The following is a 16366-nucleotide window of genomic DNA, read 5'->3' on the forward strand; positions in this document are numbered from 1 at the left end:
CTCGGTGTCCTTACGATCGCCCCGTGGACACCACGGACAGGACCTCGGCGTACCCGCCCGCCCTCCGGCTGTCCGGCCCGTGGTGGGGGCTCGCGCTGTCCTGCCATCCCGGTCCGGTGGTGGCGGTGACCGTGCTCGTCACCGCGCTGGCCGTCAGCTCGGGCCCGGGGAGCGGCCGTCGCCTGCTGGTCGCCGCCGCCGTGCTGACCGGGCAGCTCTCCGTGGGGTGGTGCAACGACGCGTTCGACGCCCCGCGCGACGCCGAGGCCGCCCGGCCGGGCAAGCCGGTGGCCCGGGGCACGGTGAGCCGAGGAGCCGTGTGCGGCGCGGCGTTCACCGCGCTGTTCCTGTGCGCGGTGCTGTCGCTCGCGTGCGGCGGAGCGGCCGGGGCCGCGCATCTGACGGGGGTCGCCGCGGCGTGGGCGTACAACCTCAGGCTCAAGGGCACCGTGATGTCCTGGCTGCCGTACGCGACCGGCTTCGGCGCCCTACCGTGTCTGGTCACCCTGAGTCTGCCGGGCAGCCCCTGGCCCGCGTGGTGGGCGGTGACGGCGGGTGCGCTGCTCGGTGTCGCGGCCCATCTGGGCGACGTACTGCCGGACATCGAGGAGGACCTGCGGGCCGGGATCCGCGGTCTGCCCCAGCGGCTGGGCCCGGCCCGCACCCGGTTCCTGCTGCCCCTCCCGCTGGTGGCGGCCACCGCGGTGCTGGTCCTGGGTCCCGCGGGGACGCCGGGCGGACGGGGTGCCGCCGTTCTCTGCGGTGTGGCTCTCTGCGCCGTGGCGGCGACGACGGCGTACGCGGGTCCGCGGCCCGCCGGGGCGTGGCGCAAGGCCGCGCTCGCGGGGACGGTGGCGGTGGCCGCCGCGGATGTGGCGCTGCTGCTCGCACGGGGCACGGAGCTCGCCTGACGGCCCGTACGGACGGTGAGCCGTCCGTACGGGCCGCGCGGCGCGTCACTGGCCGGCGAGACCGGTGTGCGCGATACCGCGCACGATCTGCCGCTGGAAGAAGGCGAAGACGATCAGGAGCGGCATCCCGGCGATCACGAGCGAGGCCATGATCTGGGCGTACCGGACCCCGAAGGACGACTGGACGTTGACGAGGCCGACGGGCAGGGTCATGCCGCCCGGGTCGGTGGTCACGAGGAACGGCCAGAGGAAGTTGTTCCAGGTGGAGATGAAGGTGAAGATCGCAACAGCCGCCAGCACGGGCCGGGACAGCGGGATGACGATCGTCCAGAACACCCGCCAGCGGCCGGCGCCGTCGCAGAAGGCGGCCTCCTCCAGTTCCCGGGGTACGCCCTCGAAGAACTTCACCAGGATGAACACCATGGCGGGCACGGCGACCTGGGGCAGGATCACACCCCAGTACGTGTCGACGAGGCCGAGCTGGGCCATCTCGCGGAACAGGGGCGCGATGAGCACCTGCGGGGGCACCATGATGCCGGCGAGCACCAGCCCGTAGAGCAGCCGCCGGCCGCGGAAGTCGGTGCGCGTGAAGCCGTAGGCGGCCATCGCGCACGTCACGACGGTCAGCAGCGTGGTCATCACGGAGATGTACGCCGAGTTCATCAGCCAGACCATCAGGTCGCCGGATTCCCAGACCTTGGTGTACGCGTCGAAGGTGACGCGCGAGCCGATCCAGGAGAGCGGTGTCTTCGTCGTGTCGCCCTCCGGCTTGAGGGAGGTGGCGACGGCCCAGGCGAGCGGCAGGAGCCAGGCCGCGGTGAGGAGCAGGGCGATGACGAGGAGGACGACCCTGCCGGGCGTCCAGCGCGGACGGCGGCCCCCGGCGTCGGCGGGCCGCTCCCGGCGTGAGGCGGTGCGGGTGGTGACGGTGGTGGAACCGCTCACTTCGCGGCCTCCTCAGCTCGGCGCCGGGACAGCAGCGGCTGCACCAGGGAGACGGTCAGGATCAGGGCGAAGAAGATGTACGAGACGGCGGAGGCGTAGCCGATGCGGTAGCCGGTGAAGCCCTGCTGGTAGACGTACTGGAGGATCGGGCGGGTGGAGTCGTCGGGGCCACCGCCGGTCATGATGTAGACCTGGTCGAAGATCTTCAGCGAGGCCAGTACCTGGAGGACCACGACCAGCCCGGTGGTGCGGCTGAGCATCGGCAGGGTGATGTGCAGGAGCCGCTTGCCCGCACCGGCGCCGTCCAGTTCGGCGGCCTCGTAGAGGTGCGCCGGGATGGCCTGGAGGGCGGCGAGGTACAGCAGGAAGTTGAAGCCGACGGTCCACCAGACGGTGGTCGCCACGATGCTGAGCATGGCGTACCGCTCGTCGGTGAGCCATCCGATCTCCGGCGTCAGCCCGACGGCGGCGAGCATCTGGTCGGCGAGGCCGAAGTCCGACGGCAGGATCATGTTCAGGAAGAGCAGGCAGACGACCCCGGACGGCAGCAGGAACGGCGCGAACCAGCTGAGCCGCCACAGCCACTGGACGACCCGCAACTGGTGGGCGAGCAGGGCGAGCGCGAGGCCGACGACGACGAGGGGGACGGTGGACAGGACCGTGAACCAGACGGTGTTCCAGAGTGAGGACCACACATCGGGGTCGCGCACGGCCTCGGCGTAGTTGTCGAGGCCGACGAACTCGCCTCCCGTCCCGGTGATGTTCTCGCTGGTGAGGCTCATGTGCAGGCCGGATATCAGCGGCCAGATCAGGAAGCCCGCGTACACGAGGAGGAAGGGCGCGATGAACACCAGGCCGTGTTCGGTCCACTTCCTGTGCACGGCGCGGGCCGGACGCCCGGCCGTGCCCTCGGCGGGCTTCGCCACGGGTGCCGGCGCCGCGGCGGTGGTGGACGTCATGACGCGGCTCCCGGGAGGGGGTTTCGGGTGTCGAGGAGTGTCCGCAGCCGGGCCTTGGCCTCGGTCAGGGCGTTGCGCGGACTCCTGGAGCCGGTGAGGACCCCGGAGAACACGGCTCCGAGCTCGATCCACAGCCGGGAGGCGGAGCCGGCGAACCACGCGGGTTCGTCCAGCGCCACGTCGTCGATCACGGTGCGGTACTCGGACTGCGGCTTCAGGGCGAGGTAGGCCGGATCGTCGAGCACCGGCAGATAGGCGGGCACGTGCCCGCCCTCGGCCCAGGCCACGGAGTGCTTCAGCATCCAGGCGACGAGCGTGTGGGCCGCCTCGTTGGGGGCTCCCCCGCGGTCCGCCTGGTGCGGCAGGACGAAGGCGTGGCAGTCGGCCTGCGTGGCGGCGGTCCCGAAGAGCGCGGGGACGCGGGTCATGGAGAACGGCAGCCCGGTGTTCTTGAAGGTGGTGATCTCCCATTCGCCGTTGAGGTGGAAGGCGGTCTTCCCGCCGCTGAAGACGCCGACGGACCCCGGGTAGTCGACGCGGCGCACCATGAGGCCTTCCTCGACGAGCCGGGCCAGGTACTCCAGCACCCGCAGCGCCTTGGCGTCGTCGAGCGCGAGGCGCTTGCCGTCCGCGGAGAGCACCGTGCCGCCGGTCTGCGCGTAGAAGCTGGAGAAGAGGCGCCAGGGCGTGATGCAGTCGGGCCCGAGCGTCTCGGTCACCAGGCCCGGCTGTCCGGTCGCCTTCTTCGCGGCGCGCAGTGCGTCGGCGAATTCGCCGGCGCCGCTGACCGGCTTGAGCCGGCCGCCCGACATGAGTCCGGCCTTCTCGCAGATCTCGGTCTGGTAGTAGAGGACGAAGGGGTGGGTGTCGAGCGGGACGGCGTACTGCTTGCCGCCCACCTGACCCCGGCGCCAGATGTCCGGCGGGAAGTCCTCCTCCCGTATGCCGCGTTCGGCCAGCAGACCGACGTCGAACGGATCGAGGAGCCGGCCCGGGGCGAAGCCCGCGAGGCGGGCGAGGTGCAGGGCGGCGAGCTCCGGGGCCCGCCCTCCCGCGCCGGCCATGCCGAGCTTGGTGTAGTACGGGGCGCCCCACTGGAGGGTGGAGGCCTCCAGGGCGATCTCCGGGTGACCGGACCGGAAGTCGTCCAGCATTCCCTGCATGTTGACGCCGTCACCGCCGCCGAACAGGTGCCAGTACCGCAGCAGGGTCTGTCCCGGACCCGCGGCGGTGGCCGGTGCGGCGCAGCCGGACAGGGAGCCCAGGGCTCCGGCGGCGGCCAGGGCGCCGGCACCGCCCGCGAGGGCGCGGCGCCGGCTGAGGAGGGGTGGTTGCATGGCGGCTCGTCTCGGCTCGTCTCTGAGGTGCGGGGACGCGTGAAGAGAGGCGGCACGTTCGGTATTTCGACGCGTGACCGCTACTTCGGACGGGACCGTAGGCCCGGGAAAACGTCGCGTCAATGACTCGCGCTGAAATTGCGAACGATGTTCGGCATCACGAACGATCCCCTCTCCCCCGCCCGTCGAGAACGTCTGTGCGCGGGTGCGCGCGAGGAGATGTCGCGGGGATGCGCACACATTTCTTACTGGGGGGTAGGCCCACGCGGCCGCCTTGCTATACCTTCCGTCTAACAAGGAGGACGGAGGACCGTCCGGCCGGGGCCGACGCCGGTCCCTTGCTCCCGGCTGCCGCCGTCTCCGGTCGGCGGCCCGGCATATGACGGCCCGTCACCGCATCGCACATGTGACAGCACCAAGGAACATCACTGACGAACCGAGGAGCCGCACCATGGCAAGCAGCACCGTTCGGCCGGATGCCGAGGACCGGCCGCCCGAGGACCACCTCACCCGACGCCTGCTCGAATCGGCGGCCACGCTGGCCTACGACCCCGCCACGGAGGTCGACTGGGACACGCCGCTGGACAAGGGCTTCCACGGCGCGAGCCCGGAGTGGAGCACGCTGTACGGCACCGCGTACTGGAGCGAGCTGACCGAGGAGCAGCGCAAGGAACTGACGCGCCAGGAGGCCGCCTCGGTGGCCAGCACCGGCATCTGGTTCGAGATGATCCTCCAGCAGATGGTCCTGCGCGACGTCTACGCCAAGGACCCCACGAGCGCGGACGTGCAGTGGGCGCTGACCGAGATAGCCGAGGAGTGCCGGCACTCGATCATGTTCGCCCGTGGCGCGCAGAAGCTGGGCGCCCCGCCCTACCGGCCGCACCGGCTCGCGGTGGAGCTCGGGCGGGCGTTCAAGACGCTCGCGTTCGGTGAGGCGGCGTACGCCGCGATCCTGGTCGCCGAGGAGGTCCTCGACGTCATGCAGCGCGACTGGATGCGGGACGAGCGGGTCGTGCCCTTCGTCCGCACCATCAACAACATCCATGTCGTCGAGGAGTCCCGGCACATGAAGTTCGCCCGCGCGGAGACACGCAGGCACCTCAGCGGCGCGGGTCCGGTGCGACGGCGGATCAACGCACTGGTCATCGCCATCGCGTCGTACGTGATCGTCACCAGCATGGTGAACAAGGACGTCTACGCCAACGCCGGGCTCGACGGCAAGCGCGCCCTCGGTGAGGCGAAGGCCAACGAGCACCACAAGTCGATGATGCGCTCGAGCTGTTCGGGCCTCATGGAGTTCCTGGCCTCGGCCCGGCTGCTGACCAAGCCCGCCCTGGCGTTCTACAAGCGTGCCCATCTGATCTGAGCGGACGAGATGACCTACGCCATCACCCAGACGTGCTGCGGCGACGCCACCTGCATCTCGGTGTGTCCCGTGAACTGCATCCACCCGACCCCGGAGGAACCGGACTTCGGCCGGACGGAGATGCTGTACATCGACCCGAAGTCCTGCATCGACTGCGGCGCCTGCGCCGACGCCTGCCCGGTGGAGGCCGTCTTCCCCGTGGACAGCCTCCCCGCCTCCCAGCAGGAGTACGGCCCGCTCAACGCGGCGTACTTCGCGGACCGGGAGCCCGCGCCCGCGCCCGGGGGGCCGAACTTCCACGTGTGGGGGGAGCCGTCCTTCGAGCGCAGCCTGCCGGCGGACTTCGGGCCGCTCAGGGTCGCGGTCGTGGGCACGGGTCCGGCCGGGATGTACGCCGCCGAGGACCTGCTCCTGCACACGGGCGCCGAGGTGACGCTGATCGACCGGCTGCCGGTCGCGGGCGGGCTCATCCGCTACGGTGTGGCGCCCGACCACCTGTCCACGAAGAAGGCCGGGGACACGTTCGCCAGGTTCCACACGCATCCGAGGGTGCGCATGTACCTCGGCCTGGAGGTGGGCAGGGACATCACCCCGGAGGAGCTCGCCGCGCACCATGACGCGGTGGTCTACGCCGTCGGGGCGCCGGCCGGCCGCCGGCTCGGGATACCCGGCGAGGATCTGTCCGGCAGCGTCTGCGCGACGACGTTCGTCTCCTGGTACAACGCCCACCCCGAGGTCGCCCCGGACGCCGTGGACCTGTCCGGGGAGCGGGTCGTCGTGGTCGGCAACGGAAACGTGGCACTCGACGCCGCGCGGATCCTGGTCTCGGACCCGGGGGCACTGGCGGCCGGGGACATCGCCGGGCACGCGCTGGAGGCCCTGCGCGCGGGCTCGGTGCATGAGGTGGTGCTGCTCGGGCGGCGCGGCCCCGAGGACGCGGCGTACACCAGGGCGGAACTGCTCGCGCTCAAGCATCTGCCCGGCGTGGAGCTGGTGGTCGACGGTCACGACCCGAGGACCGGTGCGGCGATCGACGCCGCGGAGCCGGGTGAGCGGGCCGCGCTGCTGGCGGATGTCGCCCGCGAGGAGGTGGACTGGTCGCGCCCGCCGCCGGCGGGGCGCCGTATCGTGTTCCGCTTCCACTCCGCGCCGGTGGAGGCCATCGGTGAAGGCGGTGTCCGCGCGGTTCGGGTGAGCGACAGCGACGGCGGCCGGGAGATACCGGCCGGGCTGCTGCTGCGGGCCGTCGGCCGGCGTGGACTGCCGGTCGCCGGGCTGCCGTTCGACGAGGTGACGGGCACCGTGCCGCACGAGGGCGGCCGGGTGGCGGGGCGGCCGGGGACGTACGTCGTGGGGTGGATCAAGCGCGGCCCGTCCGGCGGCATCGGGGCCAACCGCACCTGCGCCGCCGAGACCGTGGGCACGCTGCTCGACGATGCCGTCGGCGGCTCCCTGCCCGCGCCGGCGCAGGGGGCGAAGGCGTTCCAGCGCCTCGTGCGCCGCCGTAACCGGCGGGTCGTGGACGCCCGCGGCCTGGCGGAGATCGAGCGCACCGAGCTCGCCCTGGGGCGACGCGACGGCCGCCCCCGGGTCAAGCTGGCGACGCTGCCGGAGCTGGTGGCAGCGGCGCGGGGCGGCCGGCGGCGGATCCCCGGCTGAACACCCGTCCGCGCCCGCCGGCTTCACCGGCGGGCCGGGCGGACGTCGGACCGGTCCCCTCAGAGGGGGGCGCCCACCCCTCCGACCGCGTCGTGGGGCCGGCCGGGCGCGTCCCTCCGCCCGCGCTCCACGACCGAGTCGAGGATCTCGCCGACCCTGATCGCGGTGTTCGACAGGAGGGACGAGGTGATGCCGTGGGTGTGCTCCGTGCCGCCCTGCAGATAGACGCCGCACCGCAGTCCGGGACCGGTCGCCACGCGGTAGTCGCGCTCGACACGGACACGTCCCTGGTCGTCGAGCAGGCAGTGCCCCGCGACGTCGCCGAGCAGGCCGAGCGCGTCGGCGGGCTGGTAGCCGGTGGCGTAGACGACCACATCGGCGTCCAGCGTCGTACGTTCGCCGGTGACCAGCGATTCGACCGTGGTGCGGACCCCGTCGGGTGTCTCGACGGCGTCGACGACCCGGGAGACGTTGAGGAAGCGCAGCCGCTCGGTCCCGAGGACCTTCTCCTGGTACGCGGTGCGGTAGAGGTCGTCGATGAGGTCGATGTCCACCACGGCGTAGTTGGTGTTGCCGTGGTAGCCCATCAGCCTGCGTTTGGTCTCGTCCGGGGCGGTGAAGTACTCGTCGACCGCGTCCGGGTCGAAGATCCGGTTGGCGAAGCCGCTGTCGTCGGCTGGGCTGTAGCCGTAGCGCGAGAAGACCGCGCAGACCTCGGCCTCCGGGAAACGGCGGTGCAGATAGGCCACGTTCTCGGCCGCGCTCTGGCCCGCCCCGACGACGACGAAGCGGGACGGCGGCTCGGCCCCGTCCAGGCCGTCCACCCGGGCCAGCAGGTCGGAGGTGTGCCAGATGCGGTCCGTGCGCTTGATCCCCTCGGGCATCTGCGGCCGCAGGCCCGTGCCGATCACGAGGTTCCGCGCCCGGTGGACCACCGTCTCCGATCCCGAACGGGAGGTCACGTCCACGTACTCCACGACCCCGTCGTGCACGACGGGCCGTACGTCGATGACCTCGTGCCCGTAGGACACCATGTCGTCCACCTGGGCCGCGGCCCATTCGAAGTAGGCGTGGAACTCGACCCGCAGCGGGAAGAGGCTCTTGCCGTTCACGAAGTCGACCAGACGCCCCTGGCTCTGCAGGTAGCAGAGGAAGCTGAACTCGCTCGACGGGTTCCGCAGCGTCACCAGGTCCTTGAGGAAGGACACCTGCATCGTGGCGTCGTCGATCAGCATCCCGCGGTGCCAGCCGAACCGCGGCTGCTTCTCGAAGAAGTGAGCGGTGACGGCCTGCTGCCTGCCGACGCGTTGGTTGCGCTCCGTGAGCGCTATCGCCATGGCCACATTGGACGGGCCGAAGCCGATTCCTATGAGGTCGTGGACCGGTGGTGCGTCGTCGGGTGAAGCCTGTGACATGTCACTCCCATCGTGCGGGGGCAGCCGCTTTGGCGGACGTGGGGAAAGCGGGAAAGAGCACACCGACTGAGCGGCAGCCGGGGTGGAACTTAGGTAAAGCTAACCTCATCATCGCATGCTGTCGACAGGGCGATCCGGACGGTGGCCGGGCAAGCGGCGGTCAACTCACCCTGCGATGACAGGCATTGCATGCTTAGGTTAGGCTTGCTTTACTAAGCTTCATCGTCGTTCCGAGGAGGAACCTGTGCGGGTCGTCATGTTCGGTTATCAGACCTGGGGACACCGGACCCTGCGAGCTCTCCTGGACTCCGCACACGACGTGGTGCTGGTGGTGACGCACCCCAGGAGCGAGCACGCGTACGAGAAGATCTGGAGCGACTCGGTCGCCGACCTCGCCGAGGAGAACGGCGTGCCCGTCCTGATCCGCAACCGGCCCGACGACGACGAGCTGTTCACCCGTCTCAAGGAGGCGGAGCCGGACATCATCGTGGCCAACAACTGGCGTACGTGGATCCCCCCGCACATCTACCAGCTCCCCCGGCACGGCACACTCAACGTGCACGATTCGCTGCTCCCGAAGTACGCGGGCTTCTCGCCCCTCATCTGGGCGCTGATCAACGGTGAGCGCGAGGTGGGCGTGACCGCGCACATGATGGACGCCGAGCTCGACGCCGGCGACATCGTGGTGCAGCGCGCCGTGGAGGTCGGACCCGCGGACACGGCGACGGACCTGTTCCACAGGACGGTCGAACTCATCGCCCCCGTCACCACGGAGGCACTCGACCTCATCGCGGCCGGACGTACGGACTTCACCCCGCAGGACCGGTCCCTGGCGAGCTTCTTCCACAAGCGCGCCGAGGAGGACATCCGCATCGACTGGAACTGGCCGGCCGAGGACCTGGAGCGTCTCGTGCGCGCGCAGTCCGCGCCGTACCCCAGCGCGTTCACCCACCACAGGGGCAGGCGTCTGGAGATCGTGACGGCGGTCGTGTCCGAGGGGCGCTACGGCGGCACGCCCGGCAGGATCTTCTACCGCGAGGGTGACGGAGTGGTGATCGTCGCCGGGGCGGACGCCCGGACCGGCCGCAACCGCGGTCTGGCCGTCACCCGGGTGCGTACGGAGGACGGCCAGGAGCTGCCCGCGGCCGAGTACTTCACCTCGATGGGCGGCTACCTCACCGGCCGGCCCTGACCCTCCGGCCTGCCGGCCGTCACCATGTGAGGAAGAACCATGCACCAGCCGAGGGTGCCGGGGGCGGCACACGGGCCCCGGACCGCGGGAGTGACGCCGGCGAGCGTGCTCAGCCTCAACGCCTATCTCATGTACGCGGCGGGCAAGGCCGCACGCCGCAGGCTCACCGGCACGCTGACGGCGCACGGGCTGCGGCTGTGGCATCTGACCGTCCTGGCCGTGCTGGACGAGACCGGCCCCCGGTCCAAGGGCGACCTCGCTTCGCGACTGGACATGAACCAGAGTGATCTGACGAGGACAGTCACGGACCTGGAGACGGCCGGATACGTCGTGTGCGCCCGCGATCCCTCGGACCGCCGCCGGATCGAGGTCGCCCTGACTGCGGCGGGCAGCCGCACGCTGGCACGGCTCGACGCCGATGTGTCCGCCACCGAGGCGGACCTGCTCGCCCCGCTGAGCCCCGGGGAACGCGAGCTGTTCGCCTCGCTGCTGCACCGCGTCCACACGCACCTGGAACGGGACCGGGCGGCTGACGGCCTCGCGGTCACCGGCGCCGGACCGCGGGACCCGGGGGAGGACCTCCCCCGGTGAACACCCGCGCGCGCGACGCGCCCCTCAGGCTCCGGCCGTCGACTGTGCCTCGGCCGCCGCGCGGTAGAGGCGACGCAGCCGTACCACGCCGAGGTCGTGCTGGTAGAGGTTCTCCTGCTGGTCGGCGTCCGCCGGCATGGCCTCCAGCATGACGCGGTCCTGTTCCAGGACGTCCCAGTGGCGCTGCTCGATCAGCGTCCGGTAGAGGAAGCGCCAGGAGGCGCGCTGCCAGTCCTCGACCCTGCGGTAGCGCCAGAAGAAGACGCCGCTGCGGCGCTCGTCCACCGGGCAGACCATGCCGACGATGCCGAACGGGCCACCGGGGCCGGCGGACGGCGGGTACGGGATCGAGAGATCGACCCAGTCCACCCCGGTCCGGCAGAGCTCCACCCAGTCGAAGTTGACGCCGCGCTGGTCGGTCTTCTCGAAGAAGTAACCGCGGTCGGTCTCCCGGATGCGGAACTTGGCCGTCGTGTCGCCGTCGAACATGGTGTGCGAGTCGTGGTGCAGGAAGGCGCCGTGCATGGGGTCGAGCAGGTTCTCCACGTCGTAGCGCCAGGGCGAGTTCCACTCCGCGTAGCAGAGGAACGCGTCCACGCCCGGATCGGTCAGCGGCTCCGGAAGGGTCAGCTCGACGGGCTCGGGGTGCTCCTCGTCCCCGAAGTAGGCGAGGATCGCTCCCGCGACCTCGCGCACCGGCAGCGAGGTCACCAGCTTCTTGCCCTCCAGGCTGCAGCCCGGCAGCCCCGGGACCGAGGAGACGGTGCCGTCGGACTCGACCTCGACTCCGTGGTACCAGCAGGCGACCCGGTCACCGAGGTGCTTGCCGAGCGAGAGCGGTGCGCCACGGTGCGGGCAGCGGTCGGCGAGCATCGACAGGGCGCCGTCGGAGCGCCGGAACAGCAGCCACTGCTCGCCGAGCACGGTCACCTTGCGCATCGCCCCGGGGGCCACGAAGTGCGAGGGGACGACCGGGTGCCACTGGTTGCGCAGACCGGTGGCGTAGATGTGGTCCGCGGTGGCGGAGGACGACAGCGTCATGGTCAGGCTCCCAGTCGGTTCATCTCGGCGCGGAAGGATTCCTCGGTCCACGGGGCGCCGTCGGCGGAGTGGACCTGGCGTGCGTTGAGCCCGCGCACGACGTCGGCGAGTTCGTGGCCCTCGTGGGTGTAGACCTCTTCGAGGGTGGCGGCGAGTTTGTACTCGTACGGGGTCGGCTCGTGCGTACGGGACTGGTGGACGTCCAGGTAGGGCCAGGTGTCGGTCACGGTGTCTCCTGTGGGTGCGGGGGAAGTGTCAGAGGTCGAGGACGAGCCGGCCGGAGGCGCACCGCGAGACGCAGATCATCATCGTGGTGTTCGCGGCCCGTTCGCTCTCGCTGAGCAGGAAGTCGCGGTGGTCGGGGGTACCTTCGAGCACGCGGGTCTCGCAGGAACCGCAGATGCCGTCGCGGCACGAGTTGTCCACGGTGAGCCCGGCGCTCTCGGCGGCCTCCAGGACGGAGGTCCCGGCACCGACGGTGAGTGTCGTCCCGGAGGTGCGGCACTCGACCTCGAAGGCCTCGTCGTCGCCGGTGCGTTCCACCGTCGGCGCGGCGAACCGCTCCAGGCGCAGCCGGTCCGCGGGGCAGCGCTGTTCGACGGCGGCGAGCAGGGGCTCGGGGCCGCAGGAGTACACCAGGGTGCCCTCGGGCAGACCGGCCAGCGCGGAGTCCAGGTCGATGTGGCCCCGCTCGTCCTGCGGGACAAGAGTGACGTCGCCGCCGAGCGCGTCGAGTTCGCCGGTGAACGCCATGGAGGCCCTGCTCCTGCCGCCGTACACCATGCGCCACCGGGCTCCCCTGCGGGCGGCCTCCCGGGCCATCGCCAGCAGTGGGGTGATGCCGATCCCGCCGGCGACGAACACGTAGGAGTCAACGTCTTCCAGCACGAAGTGGTTACGCGGCTCGGAGACCGTGATCTCCTGGCCCGGCCGCAGCCGGGTGTGCACGAAACGTGAACCGCCCCGCGAGGCGGGCTCGTTGAGTACGCCGATGCGGTAGACGTCCTGGGTGTGCGGGTCGCCGCACAGGCTGTACTGGCGGACCTGGCCGCCGGCGTGGACGTCGAGGTGCGCACCGGGGGTCCAGGCGGGCAGGGGTTTGCCGTCGGGGTGGGTCAGTTCGACGGACAGGACGCCCTCGGCCTCCCAGGTCATACGACGGACGGTCAGCCGCAGCGAATCCTCGCTCATGGTCTGTTGCCTCCTTGCCGGCGGTTCGGTCGGCCGGGCTACTGGCCCGGGATCCTGACGGGCGGGGTGAACGGGTTCTTCATCGGGCCGAGGGCGTCGAGGTCGACCTCGACGAGCGTGGGACCGTCCGAGGCGATGGCTTCGCCGAGCACCGGGCCCGCGTGCTCCTCGGCACGGATGCGGGCGTACGGCAGGCCGCAGGCGCGGGCCAGGAGCTCGAAGTCGGGGGTGGTGAGGTCGACTCCCGAGCGGCGCTCGCTGTGGTGGTCCTGCATGTTGCGCAGGACTCCGTAACCGCCGTCGTTGAAGACGATCAGGGTCAGACGGGGCCGCTCCTGGGCGAGGGTGAGGAGTTCGCCGAGGTGGACGGCGAGTCCGCCGTCGCCCGCGATCACGACGGTGGGCGTGCCGGGCCGCGCGAGCGCCGCGCCGATACCCATGCCCAGCCCCTGGCCGATGCCTCCGCCCCGCGGGAAGACGTTGTCCTTCGGGTCGTACATCTCCAGGAGCCGGTTGCCCCAGCTGCTGGAGGGGATGGTGACGTCGCGGGCGACGACGGCCTCACGGGGAAGCGCGGACCGGAGTGCGTCGCAGATCGCGGCCTGCGGTCCGATGCTGTCGTGCAGGATCGCGCGTACCTCTGTGCGTACGGCTGTGACGCGGTCCGTCCAGCCGGGCTCGGCGGTCACGGCGTGCGGCAGCAGGGCTGTCAGGGCGTCCGCCGCGTCACCGTGGAGCGGGTGGGTGACCGGGTGAACCCTGCCGAGGGCGGCTGCGTCGACGTCGATCTGGATGTGGGCCCCGGGGAGTTCCAGGGTGTAGTCGGCGGTCTCGTTCGACCGGAAGTGGGTGCCGACGGTCAGGAGGACGTCCGCGTCCTCGAGGAGGGCGCGCACCGCCGGTGTGGTGGCGAAGTTCCCGACGACCTGCGGGTGATCCTCGGGGACGCTGCCCCGGCCGGAGTTGGAGGTGATCAGTCCGGCGCCGGTCGCCTCCAGAAGCCGGGCCAGCTCGCCGCGGGCCGTGTTCGCTCCGCCGCCTGCCCAGACGAGCGGGCGGCGGGCGGAGGCCAGGAGGGCTCCCGCGGCGGCGAGGTCGTCCTTCGGGGCGGCCACCGGGGCGGTCTCCGCGTGCTCGGCGGGTTCGTCGGTCTGCGCGGCGTACTGGAGGTCGATCGGCCACTCCACGCTGGCGGGGCCGCCGGGTGCGGTCAGCGCCGCACGGGCCGCCTCGCGCAGGATCCGGCCCGCCTGCGCGGCGTCCGGCACGCTCGCGGCGTACGCGGAGACGGCCTGGAGCATACCGAGCTGGTCCTTGGTCTCATGGATGAATCCCCGCCCGCTGCCCAGGAACTCGCTCTCCACCTGGCCCGTGACGTGCAGCACGGAGCTGCCCGCGCTGAGCGCCTCGATCAGCGATCCGGCGGCGTTGCCCGCCCCGGTGCCGGTGGAGGTCAGAGCGCAGCCGAGGGAGCCCCGGGCACGGCCGTAGGCGTCGGCGGCGTTGACGGCCGATGCCTCGTGCCGCACGGGCACGAAGCGCAGGTCGCGGTCGACGGCTTCGACGAGCGGCAGGTTGTGGACGCTGACGATGCCGAAGACGGTGTCGATGCCGAGTTCGCGCAGGACGGTGACGAGGAGATCGCCTCCGTTGTCGTGACGCATGGTGGTCTCCTCAGAGGATGGAGCGGCCGACGCCGCCGCAGACGTCGATGCCGGTGCCGGTGATGTAGGAGGCGCGGGGCGAGAGCAGGGCGACGACCGCGTACGCGACCTCCTCGGCCCGGCCGAGGCGGCCCAGCGCGATGCCCCGGTCCTCGGCGAGTTCCGTCTGCCATTCCTCGTAGGACAGGCCGGATCCCGAGGCCGTGTGGCGACGGGTCCACTGGCCGGTGTCGACGAGTCCGAGGCAGACGGAGTTGACCCGGATGCCGTCGCGTGCGAGTTCGACGGACAGGGACTTGGAGAGGTTGAGGATGCCGGCGCGCGCCGCGCTCGTCGTGATCAGCCGGGTCTCGGGCTGCTTGGCCAGGACGGCGTTGATGTTGACGACGCTCGCCGCCGCGGAGGCGGCCAGATGGGGGCGCGCCGCCTGCAGGGGGTTCAGCACCCCGGCGAACTTCAGCTCCAGCTCGTCGCGCCAGTCCTCGGCGGTGGAGTCGTCGAGCCCCTTCATGCGGGACTGTCCGGCGTTGTTGACCAGCCCGTCGATCCCGCCGAACTCCTCGGCGGCACGGCGGACGAAACCGCGGACCGCGTCGGCGTCCCGTACGTCGCAGACGCCCGTCAGCAGGCGGTCGTTCCCGGCACCGAGGACGGTGGCCGCCTCGGCGAGCCGGCCGGCGTCGCGGCCGCAGGTGGCGACGCGGGCGCCCTCGTCGAGGAGGGCGCGGACCGTGGCCAGGCCGACGCCCGAGCTGCCGCCGGTGACCACGATGGTGCGGTCGGCGAGGCCCAGATCCATAACTCGTGTCTCCTGGGTTTCAGTTCATGGTGAAGCCGCCGTTGACGGCGATCACCTGTCCGGTCAGATAGCGGGATTCCTCGCCGAGCAGGAAGGAGACGATCCCGGTGAGGTCGTCCGGCTGCTGCGGGCGGGAGATGGCCCGGTTCATGCGGTAGAGGTCGTGCCGTTCGGCCGGCACGGTCTCGGTCGCCTCGCACTCGGTGAGGCCGGGGGCCACCGCGTTCACGGTGATCCCCTTCTCGCCCAGCTCGCGCGCCATGGCGCGGGTCAGCGCGATGACGGCGCCCTTGGAGGCGATGTAGTGGGCGAGCCGCGGGGAGCCGTACAGGGCGGCGTCCGAGGCGAGGTTGACGATCCGGCCCGGCTGGGTGAACAGCGGGTACAGGGCCTTCGAGACCAGCCAGGGGCTGCGGGCGTTGACCGCCATCAGCCGGTCCCACGTCTCGACGTCGATGTCCTGGAACTCCTTGCCGCCGACCCCGTTGGCGAGCGCCGCGTTGTTGACGAGGCCGTACAGCGGGCCGAGTCGGCGTACGGCGTCGGCGAGCTCCGCCACGGAGGCGGGGTCGGCGACGTCGCAGCGTACGAAGTGGGCGTCGACGCCCTCCGCGCGCAGCTCCGCCGTGGCGTGCTCGCCCCGCTCGTGTTCCAGTTCGGCGAGGACGACGCGGAAGCCGTCGGTGCCCGCCCGGCGGGCCATGGCCAGTCCGAGGCCACGGCCCGCTCCGGTGACGACGACGGTGCGCCGGCCTGCCGGGGGCTGGTCAGCCACGGGTGACGCCGTGCATCGGGGAGTACTCGGGGTAGGTCGGGACCTGGGGCTTCTGCGTGCCGATGACGACGCAGAACAGGGCGTCGGTGTCGCCCTCGTTCTTCAGGGACCGGGTCACACCGGCGGGGACGACGATCATGTCGCGGTAACCCAGGGTGCGGTACTCGGCCTCGTCGGCGCCGCGGTGGATGCCGACCTTGACCTCGCCCTCCAGGACGAAGAAGGCCTCCTCGACGTCGTGGTGGGTGTGGGCCGGGCCTTCGGCGCCGGGCGGCAGCAGCATGTTGGAGAACGTGAACCCGCCGGAGGGCAGGATCCGGCTGTCGCTCTCGTGGTTGCCGGTGGCGCCGGAGCCGACGTAACGGATCTGGCCGCGGCGGAACTGCGCTCCGGCCTTCTCCTGGAAGGACAGGGTGTCGAAGTCGGCGACCCGGGAGGCCTTCGTGGCGATCAGGGAGTCGGTGTACGCGGAGAGGTCGTCGCCGTTGTCGTACGCGTCGGTGGTCAGGGGCATGGTGGTG

General features: G+C 71.4%; 16 protein-coding genes. 5 read left to right on the forward strand and 11 right to left on the reverse strand.

The window, feature by feature from the left end; genetic code table 11:
- Window positions 1–23: 23 nt before the first annotated feature.
- Complete coding sequence (locus ACZ32T_RS23720) at window positions 24–911, forward strand: UbiA family prenyltransferase (protein ID WP_467368842.1); 888 nt, start codon at window positions 24–26, stop codon at window positions 909–911.
- Between the two features lie 45 nt (window positions 912–956).
- Here ACZ32T_RS23720 and ACZ32T_RS23725 read toward each other — a convergent pair whose 3' ends face one another.
- The 3 genes from ACZ32T_RS23725 to ACZ32T_RS23735 are packed head-to-tail and all read right to left on the reverse strand — an operon-like array spanning window position 957 to window position 4152.
- Entirely contained in the window at window positions 957–1856 is a 900-nt protein-coding gene (locus ACZ32T_RS23725; protein WP_467265664.1) for a carbohydrate ABC transporter permease, read from the reverse strand.
- Window positions 1853–2815 carry a carbohydrate ABC transporter permease gene (locus tag ACZ32T_RS23730; RefSeq protein WP_467265662.1) on the reverse strand — a complete coding sequence of 321 codons (963 nt, stop codon included), beginning with the start codon at window positions 2813–2815 and terminating at the stop codon, window positions 1853–1855. Before ACZ32T_RS23730 ends, ACZ32T_RS23725 begins: the two co-directional genes overlap by 4 nt.
- Window positions 2812–4152 carry an extracellular solute-binding protein gene (locus ACZ32T_RS23735; RefSeq protein WP_467265660.1) on the reverse strand — a complete coding sequence of 447 codons (1341 nt, stop codon included), beginning with the start codon at window positions 4150–4152 and terminating at the stop codon, window positions 2812–2814. The genes ACZ32T_RS23730 and ACZ32T_RS23735 overlap by 4 nt, the downstream gene beginning before the upstream one ends.
- A 451-nt stretch (window positions 4153–4603) precedes the next feature.
- Here ACZ32T_RS23735 and ACZ32T_RS23740 point away from each other — a divergent pair, with 451 nt between their 5' ends.
- Both ACZ32T_RS23740 and ACZ32T_RS23745 read left to right on the forward strand, forming a co-directional pair.
- The gene (locus ACZ32T_RS23740) at window positions 4604–5518 is read left to right on the forward strand and encodes an AurF N-oxygenase family protein (protein ID WP_467265658.1); all 915 of its coding nucleotides are present in this window, start codon (window positions 4604–4606) and stop codon (window positions 5516–5518) included.
- Between the two features lie 9 nt (window positions 5519–5527).
- Window positions 5528–7177 carry an FAD-dependent oxidoreductase gene (locus ACZ32T_RS23745; RefSeq protein ID WP_467368844.1) on the forward strand — a complete coding sequence of 550 codons (1650 nt, stop codon included), beginning with the start codon at window positions 5528–5530 and terminating at the stop codon, window positions 7175–7177.
- A 59-nt stretch (window positions 7178–7236) separates the two neighbouring features.
- Here ACZ32T_RS23745 and ACZ32T_RS23750 read toward each other — a convergent pair whose 3' ends face one another.
- The gene (locus ACZ32T_RS23750; RefSeq protein ID WP_467368846.1) at window positions 7237–8592 is read right to left on the reverse strand and encodes a lysine N(6)-hydroxylase/L-ornithine N(5)-oxygenase family protein; all 1356 of its coding nucleotides are present in this window, start codon (window positions 8590–8592) and stop codon (window positions 7237–7239) included.
- A gap of 244 nt (window positions 8593–8836) precedes the next feature.
- Between ACZ32T_RS23750 and ACZ32T_RS23755 the strand changes: the two genes are divergently transcribed.
- Window positions 8837–9784: a methionyl-tRNA formyltransferase gene (locus ACZ32T_RS23755; RefSeq protein ID WP_467265652.1), complete on the forward strand. Its 948-nt coding sequence runs from the start codon at window positions 8837–8839 to the stop codon at window positions 9782–9784.
- Between the two features lie 39 nt (window positions 9785–9823).
- Window positions 9824–10375 (forward strand): MarR family winged helix-turn-helix transcriptional regulator, encoded by a 552-nt coding sequence (locus tag ACZ32T_RS23760; RefSeq protein ID WP_467368848.1) that lies wholly within the window; start codon window positions 9824–9826, stop codon window positions 10373–10375.
- A gap of 24 nt (window positions 10376–10399) precedes the next feature.
- On the opposite strand, the gene ACZ32T_RS23765 is transcribed toward ACZ32T_RS23760, so the two are convergent.
- The 7 genes from ACZ32T_RS23765 to ACZ32T_RS23795 are packed head-to-tail and all read right to left on the reverse strand — an operon-like array spanning window position 10400 to window position 16359.
- A complete protein-coding gene (locus ACZ32T_RS23765; RefSeq protein WP_467265648.1) occupies window positions 10400–11416 on the reverse strand; it encodes a Rieske 2Fe-2S domain-containing protein in 1017 nt (338 codons plus the stop codon).
- A 2-nt stretch (window positions 11417–11418) separates the two neighbouring features.
- Complete coding sequence (locus ACZ32T_RS23770; RefSeq protein ID WP_467265646.1) at window positions 11419–11643, reverse strand: recombinase-like helix-turn-helix domain-containing protein; 225 nt, start codon at window positions 11641–11643, stop codon at window positions 11419–11421.
- A gap of 28 nt (window positions 11644–11671) precedes the next feature.
- The gene (locus tag ACZ32T_RS23775) at window positions 11672–12607 is read right to left on the reverse strand and encodes a PDR/VanB family oxidoreductase (protein WP_467368850.1); all 936 of its coding nucleotides are present in this window, start codon (window positions 12605–12607) and stop codon (window positions 11672–11674) included.
- Window positions 12608–12645: 38 nt separating this feature from the next.
- Window positions 12646–14271, reverse strand: coding sequence for a thiamine pyrophosphate-binding protein (locus ACZ32T_RS23780; protein ID WP_467368852.1), 1626 nt, complete (start codon window positions 14269–14271; stop codon window positions 12646–12648).
- A gap of 10 nt (window positions 14272–14281) precedes the next feature.
- On the reverse strand, window positions 14282–15070 hold the full coding sequence (locus tag ACZ32T_RS23785) for an SDR family oxidoreductase (protein ID WP_467368854.1): 789 nt from the start codon (window positions 15068–15070) through the stop codon (window positions 14282–14284).
- A 19-nt stretch (window positions 15071–15089) separates the two neighbouring features.
- A complete protein-coding gene (locus ACZ32T_RS23790) occupies window positions 15090–15845 on the reverse strand; it encodes an SDR family oxidoreductase (RefSeq protein ID WP_467265639.1) in 756 nt (251 codons plus the stop codon).
- Window positions 15838–16359, reverse strand: a complete 522-nt coding sequence (locus ACZ32T_RS23795; RefSeq protein ID WP_129260692.1) for a cupin domain-containing protein — start codon at window positions 16357–16359, stop codon at window positions 15838–15840. The genes ACZ32T_RS23790 and ACZ32T_RS23795 overlap by 8 nt, the downstream gene beginning before the upstream one ends.
- Window positions 16360–16366: the final 7 nt, after the last annotated feature.

The sequence above is a fragment of the Streptomyces sp. NPDC023573 genome (assembly GCF_055559735.1).

What these genes read in the sequence shown, in the direction of transcription:
- ACZ32T_RS23760 (WP_467368848.1), top strand. Translation starts at nt 9,824, where the DNA reads ATGCACCAGCCGAGGGTGCCGGGGGCGGCACACGGGCCCCGGACCGCG.
- ACZ32T_RS23735 (WP_467265660.1), bottom strand. Translation starts at nt 4,152, where the DNA reads ATGCAACCACCCCTCCTCAGCCGGCGCCGCGCCCTCGCGGGCGGTGCC.
- ACZ32T_RS23785 (WP_467368854.1), bottom strand. Translation starts at nt 15,070, where the DNA reads ATGGATCTGGGCCTCGCCGACCGCACCATCGTGGTCACCGGCGGCAGC.
- ACZ32T_RS23730 (WP_467265662.1), bottom strand. Translation starts at nt 2,815, where the DNA reads ATGACGTCCACCACCGCCGCGGCGCCGGCACCCGTGGCGAAGCCCGCC.
- ACZ32T_RS23775 (WP_467368850.1), bottom strand. Translation starts at nt 12,607, where the DNA reads ATGAGCGAGGATTCGCTGCGGCTGACCGTCCGTCGTATGACCTGGGAG.
- ACZ32T_RS23740 (WP_467265658.1), top strand. Translation starts at nt 4,604, where the DNA reads ATGGCAAGCAGCACCGTTCGGCCGGATGCCGAGGACCGGCCGCCCGAG.
- ACZ32T_RS23765 (WP_467265648.1), bottom strand. Translation starts at nt 11,416, where the DNA reads ATGACGCTGTCGTCCTCCGCCACCGCGGACCACATCTACGCCACCGGT.
- ACZ32T_RS23745 (WP_467368844.1), top strand. Translation starts at nt 5,528, where the DNA reads ATGACCTACGCCATCACCCAGACGTGCTGCGGCGACGCCACCTGCATC.
- ACZ32T_RS23780 (WP_467368852.1), bottom strand. Translation starts at nt 14,271, where the DNA reads ATGCGTCACGACAACGGAGGCGATCTCCTCGTCACCGTCCTGCGCGAA.
- ACZ32T_RS23795 (WP_129260692.1), bottom strand. Translation starts at nt 16,359, where the DNA reads ATGCCCCTGACCACCGACGCGTACGACAACGGCGACGACCTCTCCGCG.
- ACZ32T_RS23750 (WP_467368846.1), bottom strand. Translation starts at nt 8,592, where the DNA reads ATGTCACAGGCTTCACCCGACGACGCACCACCGGTCCACGACCTCATA.